Raw genomic sequence first — 24,459 nt, 5'->3', positions numbered from 1 at the left:
CTCCACAGGTTTACCCTCCTGAACACGCAATAAAACTCCCTTTGATACGTAGTCTGTCATCTTGGCATGTACGTCGATCAACCATTTTGACTTAGGGCATGCACTTCATAGGACTGCTGGCGCTTCGTGTATTTTCGCAGATATGACACTCAGAAACGTGACATAAAATTTCTTAGTCCCTGATCTTCGCATTTGTGAAGGATCTGCCGATAAATGATATGGCTGCCATTGGGTTCGTCCCGCAGCCTGCATTCGGCATAACGCAAAGCCCCTGACGTGGCTTGCGTGTATGCTTCATAAGGAGACTATCAAACATCATGCACAGCTACTTCTTGGGGGCAACCGTTTTGGTGTTGGCCGCCATGACGATTCTTTTCTTGATTATCTTATACAGATGTGGTTATCAGCGGAAGTTAAGCCATCGGGCCTTGGACATGGCCGAGAGCAGGTTCCGCATGCTTGACGATATGCTGCTTACGCTGGATGTCGGGATTTGGTCATACGATGTCGGCACCAGGACCATACGAAATACATCCTTGGCTTTTCATAAAATCACGGGTTATTCGCATCGCGATTTCTCGGACGGGCTCTCCTGGGAAACGATGATTCATCCCGAGGATATGGCGCTGTTCCGAACCTTGGTTGACAAGCTTCGGCAAGGCGAGGCGGTCCATACCGAATACCGCATCCTCCACGCGGAGGGCGACGTACGCTGGGTTCAGGTGAAAATGATTCCGACGATGAATGAGTCCGGGCAAATCGTCCGTACCGATGGCATTGCCATTGACATCACCACCCGATTCCGCATGGAAGAGGCACTGTATGATATGGCGGAATGCAAGAAGATGGAGCAGGCGCTCAAGGAAAGCATGAACCGGTATCGCCGCCTCGTGGAATTATCGCCTATTGCCATCGCGGTGTGCAAAGAACGCAAGCTGATGTACGTGAATCCCGCCGGACTTCGGATCCTTGGAGCCGCTGGACCCGACAAGATCCTGGGCACCGATCCTTGGGACTGGGTGTTTGATCCCTATGAGGAGTGGGCACGCAAACGGCTTACGCAGCTGATTCGCAGCAGGCGGGTCGTTCCCGAGGAGTTATCCATAAAGCGGGTGGACGGAGAGCGGGTCGATGTCGTGGCGACGGCCCTGTATGACGAGGAATCGGACGCCATTGAAATTTTCTTCGAGGATATTACCGCCCGTAAATCAGCGGAAAGGGCTCTGATGGAGAGCGACCGTATCAACCGCCACATTCTGGATATCGCACCGGTCGCGATGTTCCTGCACTCCGATTTTTCTTACATTTATGCCAATCCCGCTGGCTTATCCTTATTGGGAATTACGGACATCGCGCAATTGGACGGCACCTCCTTCCAGGACGTGATTCCTTCCGACCAGCTCGAGTTCGTGACGTCTGAGGTTGAACATGTGTACGAAAGCGGGAATACCTCCGAGCTCGCGGGAAATAAGCTGGTCCGGCTGGATGGAATGATCATCGATATCGAGGCCATCACGACACCGATCCCTTATATAGGCGATAATACGGCACTTACCATTATTCGGGATGTCACGGAACAGAAGCAGGCCGAACGCGAGCGGATTGCGGCAGAGCGCCTTGTCCGGGAGAGCGAGGAACGGTATTTCAGGCTTCAGATGAGTCTGGATCAATTCTCCTCGGATCTGTTCGGGATGGTGAAGATCAGCGAATTGAACGCCCGGATCGTGCAGGAGATCAGGAAAGTGCTGGGAACGGACCGGGTGAGCCTGATTCGGATCAACCACCACAGCCTGCATATCAAGATTCAAGGCGGCAGCAAAGAGCTGCCGCAAAGGGTGCTTCACTCGATCCATAAATGCGGCCCCGAGCATATTCCGCTTTGCAAGCTGTTTGAGACGTGCGACGGATATTTCGTCAAGATCGGGGAGATGAACGGGGACAGCAGCATCGTCTGCATCGCAGGCGAGGCTCCGCTGCTCATGATTCAGGCCAAGAAAATATGGCTGGAGACGATTACCCGCTATGCAAGCGTCCTGTACGATAATTTTCGCGTGATCGAGGACTTGACGAGGGAGCTGGAGAAGCTGGGATCCTCACAGCAGATCATGCCCCTTTGGCTGCTGCGGCTGATGCTGCATCTCTCCGAGAATGAGCGGAAGCGACTGTCCCAAGATCTTCACGATGCCGCGCTCCAGGAACAGATTATCTGGTACAGGAAATTGAATCAGATTACATCGGATCTTGATCTGCCGGAACATCTGCGTCCACAGCTGGAGGAGATTGAGCAGGGGCTTTTGGATGTCATTTATCAGATCCGAATCACGTGCAATGAGCTTCGCCCACCGCTGCTGAAGGAAGAGGGGCTGGAACGTTCGCTTGAGGCATTGTTTGAATTCACCCAGCTCCGCACCAATTACTCCATACAGTTCGACTGCTCGAACTTCGTTGATGATATCAGTGACGACCATTTGATCGGGTTGTACAGGATCGTTCAGGAGCTGCTGGCGAATGCCACGAAGCATTCCAATGCGACGGAGGTAAAGCTTCGTTTGTCCACCCAGTCGGATGAGGTCAATCTGAGTTATGAAGATAACGGAGTCGGAATGGATCCCAGCCAAAAGCCGGATCAATTCAACAGTATGGGAATCGGCGGCATGAAGGAAAGGGTGAGAAGCATGAACGGCAAAATCCAGTTCGACTCATCGGAGAGCGGGGGGCTCGCTGTCTATATATCGATAACGGCAAAGTAAGCATGGATACCGGCAAAGCAGCAAACAAGATACCAGACTAAAGGAGTCATGAGGGTTATGAAGATCGATATTTTATTGGTGGATGACCATCCCTCGGTGATGGAGGGAACCAAGGTGCTGCTCGAACAGGAAAAGGATATGTTCGTCAAGCTTGCGAATACGCCGGAGCGCGCGCTGGAGCTGGTCCATACGGAGCGCTTTGACGTGATGCTGATCGATATGCATATGCCGGGGATGAACGGAATCGATTTGGCCAAGCAGATCCTCCGGATCGCCCCGAACGCGGTGATGCTGATCTATACGGGCTTTGAAGTCAGCAATCATTTTAACCTGATCATGGAGGCGGGACTGGCTGGTTTTGTCTCGAAAACGTCAGGCAAAGAGCAGCTGGTGACGGCTGTTCGATGTGCGCTGCGAGGCGAAGTGGTTCTACCGTTGACACTTGTGAAGCAGCTCCGCCGCGTGACCGCGAATGGCCCGGAACGGACGACGGGTGCGCCGGCAGCCCAGTCTATAACCGATAAAGAATACAGCATTCTTAAGGAGATCGCTCGAGGAAAGAGCAATAAGGAAATTGCGGGGACGGTTATTATGAGCCAGCGTTCACTGGAGTACTGCTTAACCAACCTGTTTCAAAAGTTGAATGTGAAGTCGCGCATAGAGGCTGCGCTGAAAGCGAAGCAAATGGGGATTCTGTCGGATTCCGATTTTGTTCAGATGAGCTGATAAACTCGGTCTTTTTTCTATATGCTCAGACGATATCCAAAGCATGTTTCGACATGATTCCGATCATAACGCAATCATTCGACAATAAACCGCAAGGCATCCCGCAAAATTCTTGCGTGAGCACGCAACAGAATTTCGGTTACGAACGGTAAGCAAGTGTATATGCTTATGTTACTGGATGGATATAGTCTGTAAGTAGGAAGGGTGGTAACTTGCGGCATGACAAAGGACCTATTTGAATATGGCGTCGATGATCTCTTGTCACGGGAAGAGATTGAGGAAGTTTTGGCGCAGCTTGAAGAAGAGTGGAATGAATTTAACAGCCGGAAGAAGCGAGGGTGACTCATAATGAAACGATGGAAATCTCTGTTTGCGATGAAACTTCAAAGTCGCATGCTGCTTATTATTTTGGGAGCAATCACGATATTTTTAGGCAGCATGATGACCTATATCAGCATGACGACAACGGAAGAAGCTCTCGATTCGGCCAAGACGCTTGCAGTGACAACGAGTGAGAAGATCGGCGCGCTGGTTCAGGCCGAGCTTGACGATGTCATGAACTCTGCACGTACTTTGGCCGTAAGCTTCGTTGGCATGAAAGAGACCGACACAACGAATCGTCAAGCCGTTAATGAAATATTGAGAAAGAAACCTGGAGGATAATCCGTCCTGGAAAGGAATCTGGACGTTATGGGAGCCGGATGCTTTTGACGGCCGGGACAACGATTACCGAAACAAACTCGGCAGCGACCATTCGGGCCGCATGATGTCCTACTGGGCAAGGACAGAAGCGGGTCTGGAGCGTACGATTATAGAGGATTACGATCAGGAAGGGGAAGGCGACTTCTATCTTCTGGCGAAGAACAGCGGCAAAGAGATCATTATGGATCCGTACGAGTTCAAAGTAGGCAACGAGGATGTCATGATGACGTCGCTCGTCGTGCCGATTATCGATAACGGCAAGACCGTCGGCGTGGTGGGCGTCGATATATCCCTCGCACATCTGCAAAGCGTCATGGAGCAATTCCGGTTATTTGATACGGGGTATGCGCATATTTATTCGAATACCGGCGTGATCGTAACGTCGCCGGAGGACGGATTGATGGGACAGAAGCTGGAAGAAGCATATCCTGGCAAGACGGTTCCCCTTATACTGGATGCCATTCGGGAAGGGGATGTCTATACCGAGGAAGACTCCGCGCTGTACAAGCTGTATACGCCGATTAAGACCGGATTGACCGAAACGCCATGGTCGGCCGCCATCATTATCCCGATGGATGAGATTACGGCGAAATCGGATGCCTTGATCATCTCCATCATAGCGGCAGGCGTGATCACTTTGGCGGCCTTGGCGGTCATCGTGATCCTGTTAACGAGATCCATCGTGAAACCGCTGGGCGTTTCCGTAGCGATCGGCGAGTCCATGTCCAAGGGTGACTTCACGCAGGAGGTTCCCGCGGATTATCTTCGCAGGGCGGATGAGATCGGAACGTTGTCCCGGGTGTTCGCTCAGCTGCTGGAGAGCATGAGGGAAATGATCGGCAAAGTGAATATGAATGCATCCTCGGTTGCAGCCGCTTCGCAGCAGCTGTCGGCCGGTGCCGAGGAGCTTGCGGTGGGCAGCAGCAGCCAAGCTGAATCCGTGCAAACGGTCAGCGAATTGTTCCAGGAATGGTCCAATGCCATCAATTCCGTTGCAAGCGATGCATCGGCAGCGTCCGAGCTCGTGAACCAGACTTCCGGGATTGCAGCGGAAGGCAGCGGAATCGTCCAGCAGTCGGTGGAAGGCATGAATCGGATACGCGAGCATGTTGCCAAGCTTGAGACAGACTCCCAGCGGATCGGCGAAATCATCGAGGTTATCGACGATATCGCCAAGCAGACCAATCTGCTTGCGCTCAACGCCACGATCGAGGCTGCACGGGCAGGGGATCAAGGGAGAGGGTTCGCCGTGGTGGCGGATGAGGTGCGTAAACTTGCCGAACGAAGCGGAGGAGCCACGAAGCAGATTGCCGACATTATCAAAGGCATGCAGAAGAATACGGCCGATAGCGTGGAGGCGGTGCATCAGGGCGTCATCCATACGGAAAAAGCGGGCGAAGCCTTTGCTCATATTACAAGCATGGTGAATGAGTCGGCAGGCAAAGTCATGGATATTGCCGCCGCCAGCGAGGAGCAGGCGGCCCAGGCTGTAGAGGTGGCGACGGCTATCGAGACGATCTCTTCTTCCACGGAGGAAACGGCGGCTACAAGCGAGGAATCCGCTGCAACGGCACAATCGCTTGCCGAGCTTGCCGAAGAGTTGAACCATACCGTCTCCGCTTTCAAAATCTCGTAGCACCACTGCGATAATGATGATAAGCTTGGCCTAAGGGCCAGGCTTTTTTATATGCGCGTACCGTGGTCACCGAGTTCTGTAAGTTTGTGGCGTCGAGGGGCGTTTTTTATAAACCGAATGCTGTTCTGCTTATGACAAAGGGGAGGAGGAGTGGTTGTGAACGGCAGCTTGTTTCAGCAAATGCTGGAAGAGGGGGATTATGTCCCGCGCTTCTATGCCTATTATTATAAACAGTGGATGAATTATGAAATGCCCTACCATCAGCATGATTCAACCGAAATCATGTATATGATTTCCGGAGTATGCCGGATTGACCTGAAGGCAGGCGATACGGAGAAGAGCGTCATTTTGAAGAAAGGGGAGTTCATGGTGCTGGATGCCGGTGTTCCGCATCGGTTAATCGTGGATCAGGCCGCCTCATGCCGAATGCTGAACGTGGAATTCGGTTTTATGGAAAGTGAAGGGAAGGCGCCATCTTTAAGGCATATCGTCGGAGAAGAAGAAGAGGTATCTTTTCTCTTGAAGCGGCCGTTCCGCTATTTGGTGCTGGCTGATCAGGAGGAGGTATATCCGGTGCTGAAAAGCCTTGTGCTTGAGCTCGATCAGAGAGGTACTGACGGCAGGATGATGACGCATGCGCTGTTTATACAGCTGCTTGTATGCATCGCCCGTTTGTATGAAGAAAGAGAACGCAGCGACATGCAGCAGAGCGACTTCTATATTAAACGCAGCGTCGATTATTTACATCAGAATTATGACCGCCAGATTCAGGTGAAGGACGTAGCCGCGGAAGTGAATCTGCATCCCGGTTATTTGCACCGGGTATTCCGCAGAGGGACAGGCAGGACGATAACCGAGTACCTGACAACGATCCGAATGGAAAAGGCCAAGATGCTGCTGGAGCAGACGGACATCCCCATCCATGAAATATCGGATTATGTGGGTGTGGGCAGCAGGCAGTATTTTCATATGTTATTCAAGAAGTATACGGGCAGCACGCCGGTGGAATATCGTCTTCGGAAAGACCGGAATGCCTGGAACTACGGTGAAGACGATGTTGAAGATAAGAAGTGAGGATTTTTGACTCCGAAGGGTCCAAGAGGTCATGATTTTGATAACGCTTACCGTCCCTCCATTGCTACAATGGGTACAATCTAATTAGTAGCTTAGGAGAGGATGAAATGTCATTTAAGGTTGCTTTTATCGGAGCGGGAAGCATCGGCTTTACCCGGGGGATTCTGCGCGATTTGCTGACCGTACCGGAGTTCCGGGATATCGAGGTCGCTTTCACCGACATCAGCCAGCATAACCTGGAGATGGTCACGGAATTATGTCAGCGGGACATAAATGAGAACGGGCTGTCGATTGCGATCCAGTCCACCACGGATCGAAGGCAGGCACTGCAGGATGCCAAATACGTCATTTGCACCATCCGCGTGGGCGGTCTGGAGGCATTCCGCACGGATGTGGACATTCCGCTGAAATACGGCATCGATCAGTGCGTGGGCGACACGCTCTGCGCAGGAGGCATCATGTACGGCCAGCGGGGAATCCCCGAGATGCTGAACATCTGCCGGGATATTCGCGAGGTGTGCGCGCCCGATGTCCTGCTGCTGAATTACTCGAATCCGATGGCCATGCTGACATGGGCATGCAATCGGTATGGAGGCGTGCGGACGGTGGGTTTATGCCATGGCGTGCAGCATGGGCACCACCAGATTGCCGAGGTTTACGGTTTAAAGAAACAGGACGTCGATATTGTCTGTGCCGGCATCAATCATCAGACCTGGTATATTCAAGCTTCGCATCAAGGCAAGGACTTGACGGCCGGGCTGCTGGAGGCGTTCGAGCGCCATCCGGAGTACAGCAGAACGGAGAAGGTCCGCATCGATATGCTCCGGCGTTTCGGATATTACAGCACCGAATCCAACGGCCATCTAAGCGAATACGTGCCTTGGTACCGCAAACGGCCGGAGGAAATTACGGAGTGGATTGATCTCAGCAGCTGGATCAACGGAGAGACGGGCGGATATTTGCGAGTTTGCACCGAGGGGCGCAACTGGTTCGAGACCGATTTCCCGAACTGGATGAAGGATCCGGCAATGGAATTCAAGCCGGAGCACCGGGGAGAGGAGCACGGCTCCTACATCATTGAAGGCTTGGAGACCGGCAGGGTATACCGTGGACACTTTAATGTGGTGAATGAAGGCATCATCGCCAACCTGCCGGTGGATGCCGTCATCGAAGCGCCGGGATACGTTGACCGCAACGGCATTTCCATGCCGCTTGTCGGGAATTTGCCTCTTGGCCCGGCTGCCGTATGCAGCGTAAGCATATCCGTTCAACGGCTGGCGGTTGAAGCGGCGGTTCATGGAGACGACAAGCTGCTTCGGCAGGCGTTTATGATGGATCCGCTGGTCGGTGCGGTATGCAATCCGAAGGAAATCTGGCAGCTGGTTGATGAAATGCTGGTAGCCGGTGAAGCATGGCTTCCTCAGTATTCGGCTTCGATCGCCGAGGCGAAGGAACGCCTGGCGGCCGGCAATCTGATCCCGACCCGCTCGTATGAAGGCGCAGCCAGACTCAAGGTGAAAACGGTGGAGGAGATGCAGCTCGATCGGGAGAAAGCGAATAAAAACGCAGGTGAATCCGATAAAGGGAAAGATCGCGAAAAAGTGTAAGCCGATTGCACATCAGCGAAGGCAATCAGAGATTACAAGGCAAGTCTTTCATGTATACGCAAATATGGTATCACTTCTGGCAGAGGATGGTATAACGGACAAAAATCCGTTATAATCCGTCTGCCGGGAGTGATTTTTTTGCATGCCGTTCCTCTTGTACCGGCATATACTACGGATATATAGATAAAAATTCGGATGGACAATCCCTGACCTTAGACAGGTACACAGTTTGGGTAAAAATGGGTACAATGCAATTAGATAGGCAAAGCTGACCACGAAGGAGGCATGGGAATGATTATTGGGGTTCCCAAAGAAATCAAAAATAACGAAAACCGCGTAGGCATGACGCCGGGTACCGTTATCAGTTTCAAGAATGCCGGGCATGAAGTGCATGTCCAATCCGGAGCCGGTCTGGGGATCGGTTTTACCGATGAAGATTATGAGGCGGCCGGAGCCAAAGTGGTCGCAACGGCCGCGGAGGCTTGGAAAGCCGAGATGGTGGTGAAGGTAAAGGAACCCCTGCAGGAGGAATATGACTACTTCCAGGAGGAAATGATTCTATACACTTACCTGCACCTGGCCCCCGAACCGGAGCTGACCAAAGCGCTGGTGGACCGCAAGGTGAGCGCCGTTGCTTATGAAACGATACAGCTGGCGGACGGCAGCTTGCCGCTGCTGACCCCGATGAGCGAAGTGGCGGGAAGAATGTCCATTCAGATCGGGGCGCATTTCCTGGAGAAGGCGCATGGCGGCAAAGGCGTGCTGCTAAGCGGCGTCCCGGGGGTAGCTCCGGGCAAGGTCGCCGTCATCGGGGGCGGCATCGTCGGCACCAATGCGGCACGAATTGCGCTGGGACTCGGTGCGGACGTCAGCATTCTTGATATTAATCCCGTCCGGCTTCGACAGCTGGATGATCTCTTCCAAGGGCGGGTCAAAACGATCATGTCCGATCCGTATCACATTGCGGAAACGGTTAAGGCCGCCGATCTCGTCGTGGGTGCGGTGTTGATTCCCGGCGCCCGGGCTCCGCGCCTCGTCACGGAAGAGATGGTGAAAGAGATGAGCCCGGGATCGGTCATCGTGGACGTGGCAATTGATCAAGGAGGCTCGATCGAGACGATCGACCGGATCACCACCCATGATCATCCGACCTATGAAAAACATGGCGTCATCCACTATGCCGTTGCCAATATGCCGGGCGCCGTAGCCCGTACCTCCACCATGGCATTGACCAATGTAACGGCACCCTACGGGTTGAAAATAGCAAGCAACGGAATCCGGTCTGCCGCCCGCCATGACAAGGCGCTGGCCAAGGGCATCAATGTCATCGGAGGCAAAGTGACCTATGAAGCCGTGGCGGCAGCTCATGGTTATGCGCATACCAGCATTGACGACTATCTGCTGGCATAGAGAAAACATGAAAAGAGCCATTTTTCAAAAATTTGACACGATACCAAGGTTTATTGCGTAAATCTTGGGGGCGAACGATTTAGCCAGCGTGAGCAAAATTGAAAGATGGCTTTTTATGTTGGCCTGAATATCCGATATATATAGAAAGGTTTTTTGTTTGTAGCGAATGGGGGAGAAGGCTTGAAATGAAACGTATGCGATGGTTGATTGTTTTGCTGGTTCTGATCATAGGGACCGGCACATCGGTATGGGCTGCGGGTATTCCGTCCAAACTTGGGCTGGTGCGAGATACGGCCGGCCTGTTTGATTCGTCGCAGCGGCAGTATTTGAGTAAAATCGCCAAAGGGGAGCAGATCCGTGTCTTTGTTTTGACGGTTCCGAGTTTGGAAGGTCAAAGTCCGACGGATTATGCCAATGCAGCGTACGATGCATGGAATTTGGGCACGGCGGATGTTTTGCTGCTGATCTCTTCGGGAGACCGGAGCGTGGAATTCAATTTTAACAATCCGCGGCTGCAGCAAGCCATCGACGAATGGAGCAGCAATAAGGGGAAGGGTACCGGCAGTTCCGCCATAACCGCCATGCTGGACGCTTATTTCATACCGCATGCGAAGGAGGGAAGTTTCTCGAAGGCCAGCGCGAGCATGATCCACCAGGTCCATCGCCTGGCAGCTCTGCCCGTCGGTGAAGATCCTGTTCAGGGAGATGATCATAAGGCCGAGGCGGTATCACCGGCACCCGAGAACAAGGGGAGCGTCAAATCCACGGATGAAACAACCCGGTCAACGTCCACGGCAGATACCGCCGCTCCTCTGAAGATCGAGTTTCCGAAGCTCCCATGGATCGAAATGGTTGCTGGGGGATTGGGAATCACGCTGATCTTTATGTTGATCAGGGGTTACCTTAAAAAGCGCAAATTGTCCATGATTTCGGAGCAGTTCGCTGAATTGCTGGTCAAATGCAACGCAAGTCTCGAGAAGGTAGGCGCCTATCAGGGGATTGCTCAAGGCAAGACAGGCAGAGCGGTGCAGGAAATCGCAGATCGTTTGTCCGAGTTTATGGTGGCTGCCGCAGAGAGTAAAACCGAGCTGCAGGAGACCCGGATTTTCATCCTGCGTTATGCTTCCATGGATGAAGCCTTCCAGCGGTTTTCGAAAATCGCCGATCGGCTGGAGCATGGGATCAAGGCCGAAGATAACCGGATTACCGTCATCGAGCATGCCGATAAAACGGCGAAAGGGAGAACCACGGAGCTGCACGCGGATTACACGGTGCTTAAGCAAACCCTTGACCGGACGGCAGCCGATACGGGATATCCCTTCCCGATCTTGTATCAAGAGTTTGAAGGGCTGGAACAAGATATTCAGCGCGCCGTCGAGCTTCAGCTGTTTGACCCGCTGGAGGCGCAGGAGGTTCTAAAGGCAGCCGAGCAGAAGCACTCCATGAGCAAGAGCAACATCGAAGACGTGGCTGTTTATGTTAAGAAAGCTCATGAATTTTCGGATCAGTCGGCGGCTATTCGCGCCGAGATTGTTAAGATCATAGAAACCCACCAGTTGTATCGGATCAAGGTCCGGCCTTTTGAGCGGCTGGATGATGCCCGGGAGCAGATGAACCAACTGGAAAATTATCTCCGTCAAGGGAAAATGGGGGAAGTCCGCAAGTCTTCGGAACGTGCGCACGCTATGCTGAAAGAGGCGCTGGGCATGACTAGACGGCAGGCGGAGCTGAGAAGGCAGAATCGAAACGATCTGGATCGGTTGTATGGGCAAATACAACAATTTCATAACGAAAGCTCCGTGCTGCAATCGATGCTGAATCATTGCAGAAGCCAGTATGTACCGAGACATTGGCAAAGCTGGGAGCAGGCTTTGGCGAAGGAATCGCAGGAGGTCCGCATGGCGGACGGTAAACTTCCGGAGGCCGAACGCTTGACGCACGACGAGGTGCAGGAGTTCGAAGAGGCGAGCGAGATCATTGAGAACGAATCGATGACGATGGCCCGCGTGCTGCAATGGGTACGGGAAATGAAGGAAACGCTGGAAGGCCTGGATGATCGGCTGCAGGCTGTACGCCGTGAATTGGCAGCAGCTCAAGAAGTGTTTGTCAGTCAGCAGAAGACCCTGCAGATTCATAACGTCGTCACGAGCAACCACTCGCTTCTGTTAGGGCTGCCTGATTCATTTTGGAGAAATGTACAGACCGTGGGCGATGCGCTCTCATCCCCGTTGTATGATCTGGATTATCTGGAGAGCGCAGCGAGGAGCTGTACCCACGATGCCGAGCATTTTGCCTACGGGGTCCAAGACATTGTACGTCAGAAGGAGGAAGCCGAACGATTATCCGTTCAGATCGAGCAGCGTTTCAAACAAGTTTCGCGGAAGGCCAGCAGGGGATTCAAGAAAAATTACAAGTCTTATCGGCTTCGAGTCGAGCAGTTGTTTGAGCAGGGGATGTATGCGGAAGCCTCGCATGAACTGTTGAATACCGCGGAATATATCGATCGGGTAGAAAGGGAGATTCGCCATCAGGAAATGCTGGAGCAGCAGCGCAGGGCGGCCCAGCAGCTCCAAAGAGCGGCCGATCAAGCGAGAAGAGCCGCGGCGGACGCCCGCAAAGCGGCAGCGCAGAACAGCAGCCGGTCATCGGGCTCCAGCTGGGGAAGCTCCTCCGGTTCCTCGCATTCCTCGGGTGGTTCCGGCTGGGGGGATTCGTCATCCGGAAATTCGTCCGGCGGATCAAGCTGGGACAATAACAATTCCTCCGGTGGATCGAAGTGGTAACCGGAGGGCAGTCGACCTAGTAATCATCCTGCGACATGCTCTCTTCGTCGGCAACCGCTTGTATTTCCTCGGAACCGATGCTGATGAAGCGGTAGCCGTCCGCGGCCTGCCTCTTCAGCGCGCGTTCTTTGATGAACCTGGGACTGGCTTCCCCGCCGTCTTCGTCATACACGAGCAGAATGCCATCGGTTTTGCGGAGGAGCAAATCGTCTCTGGCCGTGAACTGCCATGGCCCCTGGTATGGACCCTTGCTGACCGGCGCATAGAAGTCTACCCCCTTCATGACTTCCTGAAAATAAGCTTTTTTATCATCGTTCCATTGTTCTTCGGGATTCTGGTACGCCGTCAAAATGGAGCATTTCAGGTGAGGGTAATGGGACTTTAGTTCTATTGCCACCTCAATGGCCCACAGGTCCACGCCGTATTGGCCGGGGGTGATTACCCACTGGAGGCCTTCTTCCAGAAGGGGAACCAGACGATTGGCGATCGCTTTGCGTATATAAGGAATGCCTTGATGTTTGTTATTGTAAATACCGAGCTCATGGGCTCGATATCCGGTAATCAGAATGTTTTCCAATCGAGCACGCCTCCTGAACAGAATTAGGTCTAGTGTACCTTTTTCGGAAATTTTGATCAACGGATGTTACAAATCGTATAGAATGGGTAAGTAATCCGGAATACATATTTTAGGAGGAAATTGGATTGAAGAAGTGGACAGCAGTATTACTAGGGGCAATTTTGGTAATGAGCATGACGGCATGCGGCAAAGACAACAAAGCAGCAGATGATGCCGCAGCAACACCGCCTGCAGCGGAACAAGGGACGACGACTCCGGCAGAGACGCCGCCGGCTAAAGAAGAGCCGAAGGAGGAGGCTTTGCCGACCGCTGACGAGCTTCTTCAAAAATCGGCCGAAGCTTCGAAAAACTTGAAGAGCTTTGCCATGAAAGCCGATGTCAAGCAGCACATCGTTGTTGAAGGCGCAGAGAAACAGGAGCAAAACGTTGATATGTCGCTCGATTCGGAGCTTACGCTCGAGCCGGTGGAGATGATGCAGAACGTCGTGATGGATTCGCCGGAAGGCAAGGTCGAGATGAAGCAGTATATAACGGAAGACGGCATTTACATGCTTATGGATGGTCAATGGATGCAGGTTCCGAAGGAATCGGAGCAGGAGATCCGCGACAGCCTGGATCCGAGCAGCGCGAGTCCTGAGCAGCAGGTAGAGCAATTCAAGACCCTCGCTAAGGACTTCAAAGTAACGGAGGACGGAGACGCATACGTCCTGACGGCGGATGTCTCCGGCGACAATCTGAAGGAGCTTGCCAAGTCTATGATGAGCCAAGCGGGCAACGATCCGCAGATGGAAGCCATGATGGACCAAATGGATATCAAGAGCATTCATATTACTTATGGCGTGCAGAAGGAATCTTACCTGCCTGTAACAACGGATTTGGACATGGTGATGGCAATGGAAGCCGAGGGTCAGAAGGTATCCTTGGATATGAAAATGAAGAGCGCATACTCCAAGCATAACGAAATCAGCAAAATCGAAGTGCCGAAGGAAGCATTGGAAGCGAAATAATGCATCTCGGCTGATGGAACAAGAGGAATATGAACCGTCATATTCCTCTTGAAAAAGGCTGCCCCGGTTCTCCGTAGATGTTCTACGGACCGGGGCAGCCTTATTTAATGAAATTCGTTTCATCTCAACGGCAGGGTCAAGGCAGCGGTTTCCTCCATGATTGCAAGAGGCTTGCCATGATGCGTGCTTGTGTTAACGGTCTGCGGCTCATATATCTTGCGGCATCGCCAAATTTAAGGTTTAGCAACTTCGACGATGACGCTGCCGAACAATTGACCGTCGATCGAGACCATAATGCGCCAAAGTCCAGGCGAAGGAAGTGACATCGTTGTCGGCAATGAGGCATCGGCACCGTTATGAGGATAAGGAGCGACGCGAGATTTAAATACATCGATGATTTCGGACGAATTTTGTTTCACGGCAGTGATGACCAGATCCCCCGTTAATTCTTCCTTGCTTCCCCAAAAGTGCCACATGTATTTATTGGGATGACCTGCGATAAACCCAGGATCAATAAAGCCGAGATGTCCCTTAATGCCGGTCATTTCAGTGGGAGGAAACTGGGAGGACAGCATCGCCTGGTCTTCAGAAGCAGCCGAAACGAAGTTCGGGCTCGGCTCCCAGCTGCTATCCGGCACATCAATAACGATATCGCCGTATTTCTCATGATCCACCATCACGTCGAAACGCCATAAACCGGAAAGCGGCAGAGCGAAGCGGGAAGAAACTCGCGTTAATTCATTGTAAGCCATATCGGAGGTAATCTTGGTCTCGGCAAGCTCCTCGATGATAGTTCCCGTATCTCGGTGAACGGCGGATATGCTGATCGTTTTCCCTTCAAGCTCTTGGATCGGGGTTAATAAATTCCACCAGGCTCCGGCCGGAGAGCCCGCGGCAGCTTCCCCGCCCGGAAAAACCTGAAGTTTATCCACGCCATCCACCGTGTATACGCTTCGGGGAGTCCACTTGGCAGCGTATCCCCAGCCCTGGATGGGGATCATCCGTTGAAGCGCAGGGGACTCGCGCCATCCCCATACCGCCGCTATGAGAAGCAGCGCCAATACGCCCGCGGTCATGCTGATAAGACGCGCTGGAGCTCTTCGTCGTTTACGGCTTATGACGCCGTTTGCGGCGCTCTGCGATACATCGGATTTCATCTTCGCGGTGAACATCGGCTCGTTGAACGGAGGGGAAGCAAGCTCCTGCATCCAATCCGGCTGCGGCTCTTGTTCGGTTTTCATGGGATATCCGCTCCTTTCAACATCGTTTCCATCCGGGCGCGCGCCCGGTGCAGTCTGGACTTGATCGTTCCTTCGGATAGGCCGAGCAGCTGGGCCATTTCTTTTCGCGGCAGCTGATAGTGGAATTCCAGGATCAGCACTTCCCGGTATTTGGGCGGCAGCTCCATCACGCATTTCCAGATCTGCGAGACGGCCGCAGCATCCATGAACTCTTTTTCCGCGGAAGGCTCGGTCTGCTTGGAGGTGATCCAGCCGGTTAAAGACACCCTTGTCATGAAGGAGGATTTGAGATAGTTCAGGGAAAGATTGCGGGTGATGGTTAACAGCCACGTTCTGACCGAGCTTCGGCCCTCAAAATCATTCCAGTGCTTATAAGCCCTAAGGAACACGTCCTGACTGATATCGTCCGCCGCATCTTTGCGTTTCGTTAAGAAGAACGCATAGTTCCACACGTCCTGGCCGAAGGACTCCATCCAGCCGCTCAGCAGCGTGCTTGGATCATTCACGGCTACCATAGATTTAAGGGTCTCCAATAGCATCACCTCGAATATTAGACAATCGAAACATGGATCGGTTCCCGAATTTCCCGCAAAAATTTGAAACAATTTAACCTGCAAATCGTTGTATGAATAACAGGGATGCAGGAAATCGAGGAAGGGGAGCAGGGGCATGCATTTGTATTTTAAGGATAACTTTTTTAGCTCGGGGATAACAGATATTATGGATAGGGAAGGCCGTGTAATAGGAAGCTTGGACTTGAAGAGCGCTTTCGGCTCCTCGCTGGACGTGTATAACGCCGGGGGAGAGACCGTATGCAGCGGCTCGTTCCGATTCTTCTCGAACAAATGGAATATCACGGGCGGCAATGGGGAAGAACTGGGTCTGCTGCGCATGCGGATGAGTTTCTTTACGAAAAAATTCGAATACGATGCGGGGGCGCGTGGCGTGTATGAGATCACTTCGCCTGCCTTTTCCAATGAATATGAAATAACGGATGAGACCGGAAGGATCATCGCGCAATTTTCCCGCATTAGCGGCTGGCTCCAAGCCGGAGCCTATCAGCTGCAGAATGAGAGCGATGTTCTCGATGACTGGGAGCTCGTTGCCGTCGTGATGGGCATTCACCAAATACGCAAACGCAACAACAGCGCCGCCGCATCGAGCTCTCATTAAACTTAAGGGAACCCAGATTAGATGATGAGGAGGAATCAAGCTTGGACGAAGTCAGCGATCATCTGGATTATGGATTAACCCTTGTATTTATCGGCTTTAACCCGAGTCTGCGATCGGGCGAAGTGGGGCACCATTATGCAAACCCGCGCAACAATTTTTGGAGGATCCTGCATAAGTCCGGTTTGACTCCACGTTTATATGAAGCCGCAGAGGACGGGGAATTGCTTAAACTGGGTTATGGATTCACCAATATTGTAGCCAGGCCCACCCGGGGCGCGGAAGACATTACCCGCGAAGAGTATAGGCTCGGAAGAGAGACGCTGCGGAAGAAGCTGGAGGAATACAGACCGGAGGTTGCCTGTTTTGTCGGCAAGGGCGTGTATACCGAATACAGCGGCAAGGCCAAGGCGGACTGGGGAATCCAGCCGGACTCCGTCGTAGACGGCGTCCATGAGTTTGTAGCTCCATCGTCCAGCGGGCTGGTGAGGATGCCCATGGATGAAATTATCGGAATTTACAGGCAGCTGCATGATTGGATATCGAGGAACGAGTTCTGACTTGGAAAGTTCGGATGAAACGATTCGCAGGCAGGAAAAAGAGGAACGCCAAAAGAGAAGCCGGACACGGTTGACCGGGCTCAGGGGCGTTCCTCTATTTTTAGAGAAATATAGTATTGACTTCGGAGGGAGCCCCTCCTACTCTCGCTGGAAAGACTTCCGCTGCCATGCAGTCGGTCTTTCAAGAGAAGATGTCGTTAGATGGTTATCTTCCGGCTATTCCGGACGTTTCAGCAGCGCGGGATCGATCCGCGGCACGAGCCCTTCATCGGCTGCGCGGTTCAGCAGGGCGGAAATTGCTGCATAGCCGTCTTCGCCCAGCTCTGCGGTAAATGGATTGACATATAAGTCAATGTGGGCATCGGCGACGTCCGGGTCCATTTCCTGTGCGTGCCGGAGGACATAATCCCGGGATTCCCCGGGATGTTCCCAGGCGTATTCGACCGAGGAGCGGATCCAGTTCGAGATGCTGGCCAGATCCAGCGACCTGCGGGCCACGATCGCTCCCAGCGGGATCGGCAGATTCGTATCGGATTCCCACCAGCTGCCGAGATCGGTCATCAGCTTCAATCCGTAGGACGGGTACGTGAATCGCGCTTCGTGAATGACCAGCCCGGCATCGATGGCACCGTCGCGAACAGCCGGCATGATCTGGTCAAACGGCATCACCACGATTTCGCCGAGTCCCCCGGGTACGTTTTGGGCGGCCCACAGGCGAAACAACAGATAAGCCGTGGAGCGCTCGCTCGGAACGGCTACTCGCCGGCCGGACAGCGCTGCCGGACTGTCCGGGGTCTTTCCGTCGGTCAGCTTGTCCGCCGTCAGAACGAGAGGCCCGCAACCGCGGCCGAGCGCTCCCCCGCAGGGCAGCAGGGCGTATTCATCCAGCACCCAGGGCAGTGCGGCATAGGATATTTTCAAGATGTCATGTTCCCGATCCTCGGCCGCCCAATGATTGGTGATATCGATATCCGCATAGGATACATCAAGCTCGGGAGCACCGGGAATAAGACCGTGAACCCAGGCGTGAAATACAAATGTGTCGTTGGGGCAAGGGGAAAAAGCGATTTTCATCGTAGCACCTCCGGTAGTAATGAACTTGCTGTCTCAAGCGCCTGCAGCGCCTCCTTGATCTTCCATGCGCCGCGGTCCCGCGGACCGACCTGATTGGATATGGTACGGATCTCAAGCACGGGTACCCCGGCTGCAGCGGCAGCGGTGGCTACGCCGAAACCTTCCATCGCTTCGGCGCAGGCGTTCGGCACCCGGCGGAGAAGGCTGGCGGCCGTCGCCGCCGTTCCCGTCGTGGTGGATACGGTCAGCACGGGGCCATGGGTCACGGCGGCGCCGGCATCCTCCAAGGCCTCGACGAGCTTGCCGGCCGCCGCAGCATCGACCGGAATCCGATCCGTTCCGAAGCCGAGCTCCTGAACGCTGCTGAAGCCGTCTTCGGTTTCGGATCCGAGATCCGCCGCAAGGATGAGGTCCGCAATGACGATGGAGCCAACCTCAGCTTGACCAGCAAAACCTCCGGCGATGCCTGCGCTGACAACGAAATCGTAGGAGGCTTGCATCAACCGGCGGGCAGTCGCGGCCGCCGTTGCCGCCGGACCGACTCCTCCCGCGATAACCTCGAATCCGGACGCATTGTTTAGTCCGCGCAACACGGCATCTTTTTCGGCATCAACCGCCGTGACGATAAGCACGTGCTTGGAGGAATGCGGGGCCGAGCTATATGACTCGATTGTATCTACCGAGTTGGATTGGGTATGTTCCTGCATGTGAGTAATCTCCTTTTTGGCTGAAACGTTAAGCATCTCATCCCTTTTACGTTATAACGTTCCGGGGGCGATGTAAAGTCTTCGGTTCAGGCGGGACACTTTATGTGTAGCAGCAACTTTCCGATATAGAGTATAATGAAGGGTAACTAGCATACATACATCATGGGTAGATTCGGAGGTTGGATAGCTTTGCGGAAGAAGGGTGCGAACGGACAAGAAAGCCGGGCAAGACTACTGATTGTTGCCGCCAATGAATTTGCGAAGTCAGGATACCATCAGACCAAGATCAGCACCATCGTTTCCCGGGCAGGATTGACGCAGCCGTCATTCTATTTGTATTTTGAGAGCAAAGAGGCGATTTTCAGGGAGCTGATGGAGAAATTTCGTTCGGAGCTTAAAGGCCTGATCGAGGGAAGCCGGTTGGAGAGCGGAATCGATGAGGCTCATGTGACCGGGCGTTTGCTTGGCGTGCTTACGGGGTTGTTCACGTTTCTTGGCAAGGACCCGGATTTGACGCAAATCGGTTTTTTCATCGGGGATGATTCCGTCATCGCAAAGGCTGAAATGGCAGCCATGATCGAGCAAAATCTGAAGGGAGAGCAGCAGGACGGGTACTTTGACCGTGATTCCGACATGCACATCGTTGCGGAGTGCCTGGTCGGCGCCATCGAAAGGCTGACCTCCCAGCAGCTGCTGACAGGCAAGCGGACTCCTGAGGATCTTGCGCGTCACGTGGTGAGTTTATTTATGCACGGCATTAGCATCTATCCGGCTAAGTGAGCAGTACGGGCAACCCAAGCCTCGTTCATGCAGGAACGAAATGCAGATGCTTGAAATCATAGAAACAGGCTGTGAACATGGTTAAGGGGAACCTGGAACAGCCTGTTTTTTGCTGCTGAACGCTGCCAAATTCTAGCAAACGTTTGATCTTTTTCAGAGAATTGCAGTATATTCATTATACGATATGTAACCGGTTGCAACTGGTGGATGGCACACGAAGGATCAAGAATCGGGGGACTCATTCATGAAGAAGATGATGCTGGTTTACGGCGCTCTTATATTGGCTTTTCTCACCTATGTGTTCATGTACAGGCTGGAAGACAAGCGCTCCTCGGCCTGGGAGGAAGGCGGGCTGCACGGCGGCATGGGCGAGAATTACGTCATGGTCACATTTCAATCGGGGATGGAATATTGGAAAAATATATTGAAGGGCTTCGAGGATGGAGGGGACGCGCTCGGCGTAACCGTCGATTATCGCGGGTCCACGCAATATGACGTGGAGGAACAGATTACCGTCCTGGAGCAGGTCATCGCGAAGCGTCCGGCCGGCATCGCCTTGTCGGCCATCGATTCGAAGGCGCTGACGTCCACGATCAATAAGGCCGTGGATGCCGGGATTCCGGTCGTCCTGTTCGATGCGGATGCACCTGACAGCAAAGCGTATTCTTTTCTTGCAACCAACAATTACAATGCAGGGGTTGCGGCCGCGGACAAGATGGCGCAGCTTCTCGGCAGGGAAGGCGAAATCGGAATTGTGACCCAGCCCGGGCAGCAGAACCATGACGACCGCTCGGAGGGCTTCCGGGACACGTTGGCGCAGAGATATCCTTCCATGTCCGTGGTGGAGATCAGGGAAGGAAAAGGGGATACCCTCGTTGCCAAAGAGGCTGCGGCGGACATGCTGGGCAAGCACCCGGATCTCAAAGGGATCTTCGTGACGGAGGCCAGCGGCGGAATGGGCGCGGCGGATGCCGTTATCGGCGCGGGTAAGGCGGGCCGGGTGACCATCATTGGATTCGATACGAACAAGGGGACGCTGGACCGGATTTCCGACGGAACCATTGCGGCTACGATCGCCCAGGGTACTTGGAATATGGGCTACTGGTCCTTGCAGTATTTATTTCACCTGCATCACGGACTTACCGTACCGGCCCCGACGCTCGGGAATGACGTGTCGCCGCTTCCCGTGAGGGTGGACACCGGAATCTCGATTGTGACCCGAGAGAATGTGAATGATTATTATGCGAAATAACAGAGTGGAATCCTGGCGCAAAGGCATTTCCCGTTGGCTGCGGTTCGGGGATTTGCCGCTGAGATACAAGCTGGTCATCCTGTTCCTCATGGTTGGGATCCTGCCTTCAATCGCCCTTGGCGTTCTTGTCAATTGGACGGTAAACCGCATTGTGGACCAGCAGGTAACCTCGAATACCATTCAACTGATCGGAAAGGTCAACCAGACCCTGGACAATGATATGGAGAATTTGCAGAACATTACGTATTTGATCGGCTTCGACCCTCGCACGGAACGGTTTCTGCAAGGGGACATTCAGGGGGATAAGCCGGCGGCAGGAGCCGATGTTCCTTCGGGAACCTATCGCCCGCAAACGTCCCCGGTCAAGCAGGATAATGAGGAAAATTACGAGATTAAGCGATACCTTCAAGGCTTCACGACGCTGTATCCGGAAATCGCCTCCATTCTTCTGGTCAATCGCGAAGGAGCCTATATCAGTAACGAAATGTATGCGCGCAGTCCGGCGAATTTGACGGAGGAAGAATGGTACCGCGAGGCCGTTTTAAACGAAGGGATTTTTACCGTGCTCGGCCATCCGGCAGACCGTAACGTCACCACCCACGTTCATTACGCCAACGAGGAGCTGGTGTCGGTCGTACGCTCGTTTGTGGATCCGGATACGAGGGAAGTGACCGGTGCGGTATTGATCGACTTGAAGCTGCGGGCGGTTGCCAGGGCGGTCCGGGATGTCACGCTCGGGAAAAGCGGATATTTGATGGTGGCAGAGGCCGGCGGCTCGAGCATTTATACCCCGGAGGATTCCATCATCCCGTCCATTCCGCCATCGTGGTTTCCGGAAGAGGAGAGCGGCGCTTTGATCCGCGAGGTGAACGGGGAACGGCTGCAACTGATATACGGCACGTCCTCCTTTACCGGCTGGCGGACGATCGGCGTATTTCCAACCAGCGAATCGGTGTATGAAGTGCGGGAGATTCGTTTTTATATGATCTGTTTCTTGTTTATAGTGTGCTTGTTCGGGGTTACGGCGTCCTACACGCTTTCGCAGTCCATATCCAGGCCGATCTGGCAGCTTATGTCCTTCATGCAAAAAGCCGAATCCGGGGATTTGACGATCCGCTACTGGGGAAACCGGCAGGATGAGGTGGGCATGCTCGGCCGCAGCTTTAACCGCATGCTCCTGCAGATCCGCAAGCTGATGAAGCTGAGCGAGCTGCGGGAGAGGCAGAAGCGCGAAGCGGAGCTGCGCAGCCTGCAGGCGCATATTAAGCCGCATTTTCTGTACAACACGCTGGATACGATCCATTGGATGGCCCGCAAGAAAGGGGCGGATGACGTATCGGATCTGGTAGAATCCTTGTCGCGGCTGTTTCGGATCGGGCTCAGCAAAGGCGATGATATCATTCCCATGTCCGACGAATGGACGCATATCAGCAGTTACCTGCAGATCCAGAAGACGCGTTACCGCGACCGGCTGCAGGTTGAGATGGAGCTATCCCCTGAAGCCGAGAGATTGCACGTCCTGAAACTTATCCTCCAGCCGATGGTGGAGAACGCGATATACCACGGCATTAAGGCCCGGAGAGGCCCGGGGCGAATCTGGATCCAAGCACAAGTTGAGGATAATGCGCTGGTGCTTGCCGTACGTGATGACGGGGCAGGTATGCCTGCGGAGCGGCTGGAGGCGCTTCGCAGGCAGCTTGCCGATCCGGTAACGGCCATGGAGGCGCCTCCCGAAGAAGGGCCGGGTGCAAGCCGAAGCTACGGTATGCTGAATGTGCAGGCCCGTATCAAGTTAACGTTCGGGGAGACGTACGGAATTATGATTGACAGTATAGAGAACGAGGGAACCACGGTACGGATTACGCATCCGCTGCTGCATGCCGTTCCTTCGTCCTCCGATCATGATGGGAGAGACTCACGATGAAGAAAGCGTATCAAGTCTTGATTGCCGACGATGAGCCGATTATCCGCGAAGGGATTCGGGATGCGGTCGACTGGGGGGCACTCGGCATGGAAGTGGCTGCCGAAGCGGAGGATGGCGAGGAAGCGCTGGAGCTTGCGCTCAGCCAGCCGATTGACATTATGCTGGTCGATATGAATATGCCGTTCCTGGACGGCATCGGGCTCATGAAGCGAATGAAGGAAGAACGCCCCGCATGCCGGTTCGTCATTATTACCGGCCATGACGAATTTGCTTATGCGCAGGAAGCGATCCGGCTCGGGGTAAAGGATTATATTTTGAAGCCGGTGAATGCTGAGCATCTGATCCAGGTGCTCAGCAGCGTTCGGGATGAGCTGAACGACCATCAAATCCAGGAAAGCTACCTGAAGAAGGCGTCGGAGCAAATCGAGAAGAACATTCCGCTGCTTCGGGAACGGTTCTGCCTCGAATGGATGCATGGCCTGCTGGATGAGGAGGAGGCGATCGAGCAGCTGGAGTTCCTGGGACTGCCGCCTTGCCGTCCCACCCGGATCGGCATCGCCAGATGGCCGGAGATGACGGCTCCGCAGCCGTTGATGAAGGAAAGCGACCGCCAGCTGTATCTGTTCGCGATGGAAAATATAATCGCCGAGCTGTTTCATCCCGCACCCTGCGTTTTGTTCCGGGACCATACCGGCTGGATCGGCATTTGCTGCTGGGGAGAAGCGGATACGGAGATTGCGGCCGATGCCGAGCAGTTGATCCAGAAGTACTTGAAGCTGGCCGTGAACATACATCTGGAGCCGGTTTCTGAAGGGGCGGACGGCGCGGTTGCGGCCGCCTACGAGGCTTGCCGGGAAGGGGTATTCAAGGAGGCGCAGCTGTCTCCGCTGGTACGGCGTGCCCGTCAGCTCATCCAGGAACAGTATGCCGTTCGGGAGCTGACGCTGGAATCTTTCGCCCAGGCCCTGCAGGTATCGCCGGTCTATCTGAGCCGGACGCTAAAGAAAGAGCTGGGCACGTCCTTTATCACGCTCATGACCCAGACGAGGATTCAGAAAGCGATCCAGCTGCTCAACGCCACCGAGCTGAGCATCCTGGACATCGCGGAGCGGGTGGGGTATGACAGCCAGCATTATTTCAGCACGGCCTTTAAGAAGGTGATGGGGGTGTCGCCGAACCGGTACCGCAAAGGGGCGGCGGTTCTGGAAGAATAGACGAAACGAAGAGCGGAGCCCACGGTAGGTAGCGATAAGAAGCGTTAGAAGCGGTGATTGCGTTCCATGGCAATCCCCGCTTTTTTTCTTGCAATCCGAGGGGGACTCATTCGAGATAAATTTTTTGTCGAATCGTTAACGTTTGTTAATTATTATTGACATCCTTTTTTGCTAGAATGGCGGTCAGGACCGTGGAATCATGGACAACATGCACCAGAGTCTCTATTCCTTGCTATTTACTTACTATTTATTTCAAGAAGGGGGG

Annotated in this window: 21 protein-coding genes; 16 read left to right on the top strand and 5 right to left on the bottom strand. The window is 53.7% G+C overall.

Annotated features, from left to right (window positions below; genetic code table 11):
• Nucleotides 1-317: 317 nt before the first annotated feature.
• The 9 genes from RB298_RS32135 to RB298_RS32095 all read left to right on the top strand — a co-directional run bounded on the left by RB298_RS32135 (nt 318) and on the right by RB298_RS32095 (nt 12,688).
• Nucleotides 318-2,750 (top strand): sensor histidine kinase, encoded by a 2,433-nt coding sequence (locus RB298_RS32135; RefSeq protein WP_375120682.1) that lies wholly within the window; start codon nt 318-320, stop codon nt 2,748-2,750.
• 57 nt (nt 2,751-2,807) lie between these two features.
• Nucleotides 2,808-3,476: a response regulator transcription factor gene (locus RB298_RS32130; protein ID WP_375120681.1), complete on the top strand. Its 669-nt coding sequence runs from the start codon at nt 2,808-2,810 to the stop codon at nt 3,474-3,476.
• A gap of 219 nt (nt 3,477-3,695) precedes the next feature.
• Nucleotides 3,696-3,818: a hypothetical protein gene (locus RB298_RS32125; protein ID WP_255250579.1), complete on the top strand. Its 123-nt coding sequence runs from the start codon at nt 3,696-3,698 to the stop codon at nt 3,816-3,818.
• A gap of 6 nt (nt 3,819-3,824) precedes the next feature.
• Nucleotides 3,825-4,139, top strand: coding sequence for a hypothetical protein (locus RB298_RS32120; protein WP_486050365.1), 315 nt, complete (start codon nt 3,825-3,827; stop codon nt 4,137-4,139).
• Nucleotides 4,129-5,814, top strand: a complete 1,686-nt coding sequence (locus RB298_RS32115) for a methyl-accepting chemotaxis protein (protein WP_486050583.1) — start codon at nt 4,129-4,131, stop codon at nt 5,812-5,814. Before RB298_RS32120 ends, RB298_RS32115 begins: the two co-directional genes overlap by 11 nt.
• 156 nt (nt 5,815-5,970) lie before the next feature.
• Nucleotides 5,971-6,888, top strand: a complete 918-nt coding sequence (locus tag RB298_RS32110) for an AraC family transcriptional regulator (protein ID WP_486050363.1) — start codon at nt 5,971-5,973, stop codon at nt 6,886-6,888.
• Between the two features lie 107 nt (nt 6,889-6,995).
• On the top strand, nt 6,996-8,495 hold the full coding sequence (gene melA / locus RB298_RS32105) for an alpha-glucosidase/alpha-galactosidase (protein WP_375120679.1): 1,500 nt from the start codon (nt 6,996-6,998) through the stop codon (nt 8,493-8,495).
• 291 nt (nt 8,496-8,786) lie between these two features.
• Nucleotides 8,787-9,905 carry an alanine dehydrogenase gene (gene ald, locus RB298_RS32100; RefSeq protein ID WP_375120678.1) on the top strand — a complete coding sequence of 373 codons (1,119 nt, stop codon included), beginning with the start codon at nt 8,787-8,789 and terminating at the stop codon, nt 9,903-9,905.
• 185 nt (nt 9,906-10,090) lie between these two features.
• Nucleotides 10,091-12,688 (top strand): TPM domain-containing protein, encoded by a 2,598-nt coding sequence (locus RB298_RS32095; protein WP_375120677.1) that lies wholly within the window; start codon nt 10,091-10,093, stop codon nt 12,686-12,688.
• Between the two features lie 16 nt (nt 12,689-12,704).
• On the opposite strand, the gene RB298_RS32090 is transcribed toward RB298_RS32095, so the two are convergent.
• Nucleotides 12,705-13,265, bottom strand: coding sequence for an SLOG family protein (locus RB298_RS32090; protein WP_375120676.1), 561 nt, complete (start codon nt 13,263-13,265; stop codon nt 12,705-12,707).
• A gap of 125 nt (nt 13,266-13,390) precedes the next feature.
• Here RB298_RS32090 and RB298_RS32085 point away from each other — a divergent pair, with 125 nt between their 5' ends.
• The gene (locus RB298_RS32085) at nt 13,391-14,272 is read left to right on the top strand and encodes a DUF6612 family protein (protein WP_375120675.1); all 882 of its coding nucleotides are present in this window, start codon (nt 13,391-13,393) and stop codon (nt 14,270-14,272) included.
• A 233-nt stretch (nt 14,273-14,505) separates the two neighbouring features.
• Here RB298_RS32085 and RB298_RS32080 read toward each other — a convergent pair whose 3' ends face one another.
• Nucleotides 14,506-15,513 carry a DUF4871 domain-containing protein gene (locus RB298_RS32080; protein ID WP_375120674.1) on the bottom strand — a complete coding sequence of 336 codons (1,008 nt, stop codon included), beginning with the start codon at nt 15,511-15,513 and terminating at the stop codon, nt 14,506-14,508.
• Nucleotides 15,510-16,028, bottom strand: a complete 519-nt coding sequence (locus tag RB298_RS32075; protein WP_009591721.1) for an RNA polymerase sigma factor — start codon at nt 16,026-16,028, stop codon at nt 15,510-15,512. The genes RB298_RS32080 and RB298_RS32075 overlap by 4 nt, the downstream gene beginning before the upstream one ends.
• Nucleotides 16,029-16,182: 154 nt before the next feature.
• Here RB298_RS32075 and RB298_RS32070 point away from each other — a divergent pair, with 154 nt between their 5' ends.
• Complete coding sequence (locus RB298_RS32070; RefSeq protein WP_375120673.1) at nt 16,183-16,686, top strand: LURP-one-related family protein; 504 nt, start codon at nt 16,183-16,185, stop codon at nt 16,684-16,686.
• Between the two features lie 41 nt (nt 16,687-16,727).
• The gene (locus RB298_RS32065; RefSeq protein WP_096775285.1) at nt 16,728-17,243 is read left to right on the top strand and encodes a mismatch-specific DNA-glycosylase; all 516 of its coding nucleotides are present in this window, start codon (nt 16,728-16,730) and stop codon (nt 17,241-17,243) included.
• A gap of 216 nt (nt 17,244-17,459) precedes the next feature.
• On the opposite strand, the gene RB298_RS32060 is transcribed toward RB298_RS32065, so the two are convergent.
• A complete protein-coding gene (locus tag RB298_RS32060) occupies nt 17,460-18,317 on the bottom strand; it encodes a 1,4-dihydroxy-6-naphtoate synthase (RefSeq protein WP_375120672.1) in 858 nt (285 codons plus the stop codon).
• The gene (locus RB298_RS32055) at nt 18,314-19,024 is read right to left on the bottom strand and encodes a futalosine hydrolase (RefSeq protein ID WP_486050357.1); all 711 of its coding nucleotides are present in this window, start codon (nt 19,022-19,024) and stop codon (nt 18,314-18,316) included. The genes RB298_RS32060 and RB298_RS32055 overlap by 4 nt, the downstream gene beginning before the upstream one ends.
• A 189-nt stretch (nt 19,025-19,213) precedes the next feature.
• Here RB298_RS32055 and RB298_RS32050 point away from each other — a divergent pair, with 189 nt between their 5' ends.
• The 4 genes from RB298_RS32050 (at nt 19,214) to RB298_RS32035 (ending at nt 24,194) form a co-directional block, all read left to right on the top strand.
• A complete protein-coding gene (locus RB298_RS32050; protein WP_486050355.1) occupies nt 19,214-19,804 on the top strand; it encodes a TetR/AcrR family transcriptional regulator in 591 nt (196 codons plus the stop codon).
• 244 nt (nt 19,805-20,048) lie between these two features.
• On the top strand, nt 20,049-21,056 hold the full coding sequence (locus RB298_RS32045) for a substrate-binding domain-containing protein (RefSeq protein WP_486050353.1): 1,008 nt from the start codon (nt 20,049-20,051) through the stop codon (nt 21,054-21,056).
• Nucleotides 21,037-22,980: a cache domain-containing sensor histidine kinase gene (locus tag RB298_RS32040; RefSeq protein ID WP_441007209.1), complete on the top strand. Its 1,944-nt coding sequence runs from the start codon at nt 21,037-21,039 to the stop codon at nt 22,978-22,980. The genes RB298_RS32045 and RB298_RS32040 overlap by 20 nt, the downstream gene beginning before the upstream one ends.
• Nucleotides 22,977-24,194, top strand: a complete 1,218-nt coding sequence (locus RB298_RS32035; protein ID WP_486050351.1) for a response regulator transcription factor — start codon at nt 22,977-22,979, stop codon at nt 24,192-24,194. The genes RB298_RS32040 and RB298_RS32035 overlap by 4 nt, the downstream gene beginning before the upstream one ends.
• The last annotated feature ends 265 nt before the right edge of the window (nt 24,195-24,459 follow it).

It is taken from the genome of Priestia sp. BR_2, assembly GCF_041954005.1.
Lineage (GTDB): Bacteria > Bacillota > Bacilli > Paenibacillales > Paenibacillaceae > Paenibacillus_AQ > Paenibacillus_AQ lautus_A.
This window is presented reverse-complemented; position numbering and strand designations above follow the sequence as displayed.

Coding starts and splice junctions, on each gene's coding strand:
- RB298_RS32045 (WP_486050353.1), top strand. CDS start 20,049: ATGAAGAAGATGATGCTGGTTTACGGCGCTCTTATATTGGCTTTTCTC.
- RB298_RS32075 (WP_009591721.1), bottom strand. CDS start 16,028: ATGGTAGCCGTGAATGATCCAAGCACGCTGCTGAGCGGCTGGATGGAG.
- RB298_RS32040 (WP_441007209.1), top strand. CDS start 21,037: ATGATTATTATGCGAAATAACAGAGTGGAATCCTGGCGCAAAGGCATT.
- RB298_RS32135 (WP_375120682.1), top strand. CDS start 318: ATGCACAGCTACTTCTTGGGGGCAACCGTTTTGGTGTTGGCCGCCATG.
- RB298_RS32095 (WP_375120677.1), top strand. CDS start 10,091: ATGAAACGTATGCGATGGTTGATTGTTTTGCTGGTTCTGATCATAGGG.
- RB298_RS32035 (WP_486050351.1), top strand. CDS start 22,977: ATGAAGAAAGCGTATCAAGTCTTGATTGCCGACGATGAGCCGATTATC.
- RB298_RS32070 (WP_375120673.1), top strand. CDS start 16,183: ATGCATTTGTATTTTAAGGATAACTTTTTTAGCTCGGGGATAACAGAT.
- RB298_RS32055 (WP_486050357.1), bottom strand. CDS start 19,024: ATGCAGGAACATACCCAATCCAACTCGGTAGATACAATCGAGTCATAT.
- RB298_RS32120 (WP_486050365.1), top strand. CDS start 3,825: ATGAAACGATGGAAATCTCTGTTTGCGATGAAACTTCAAAGTCGCATG.
- RB298_RS32080 (WP_375120674.1), bottom strand. CDS start 15,513: ATGAAAACCGAACAAGAGCCGCAGCCGGATTGGATGCAGGAGCTTGCT.
- melA (WP_375120679.1), top strand. CDS start 6,996: ATGTCATTTAAGGTTGCTTTTATCGGAGCGGGAAGCATCGGCTTTACC.
- RB298_RS32125 (WP_255250579.1), top strand. CDS start 3,696: ATGACAAAGGACCTATTTGAATATGGCGTCGATGATCTCTTGTCACGG.
- RB298_RS32130 (WP_375120681.1), top strand. CDS start 2,808: ATGAAGATCGATATTTTATTGGTGGATGACCATCCCTCGGTGATGGAG.
- RB298_RS32060 (WP_375120672.1), bottom strand. CDS start 18,317: ATGAAAATCGCTTTTTCCCCTTGCCCCAACGACACATTTGTATTTCAC.
- ald (WP_375120678.1), top strand. CDS start 8,787: ATGATTATTGGGGTTCCCAAAGAAATCAAAAATAACGAAAACCGCGTA.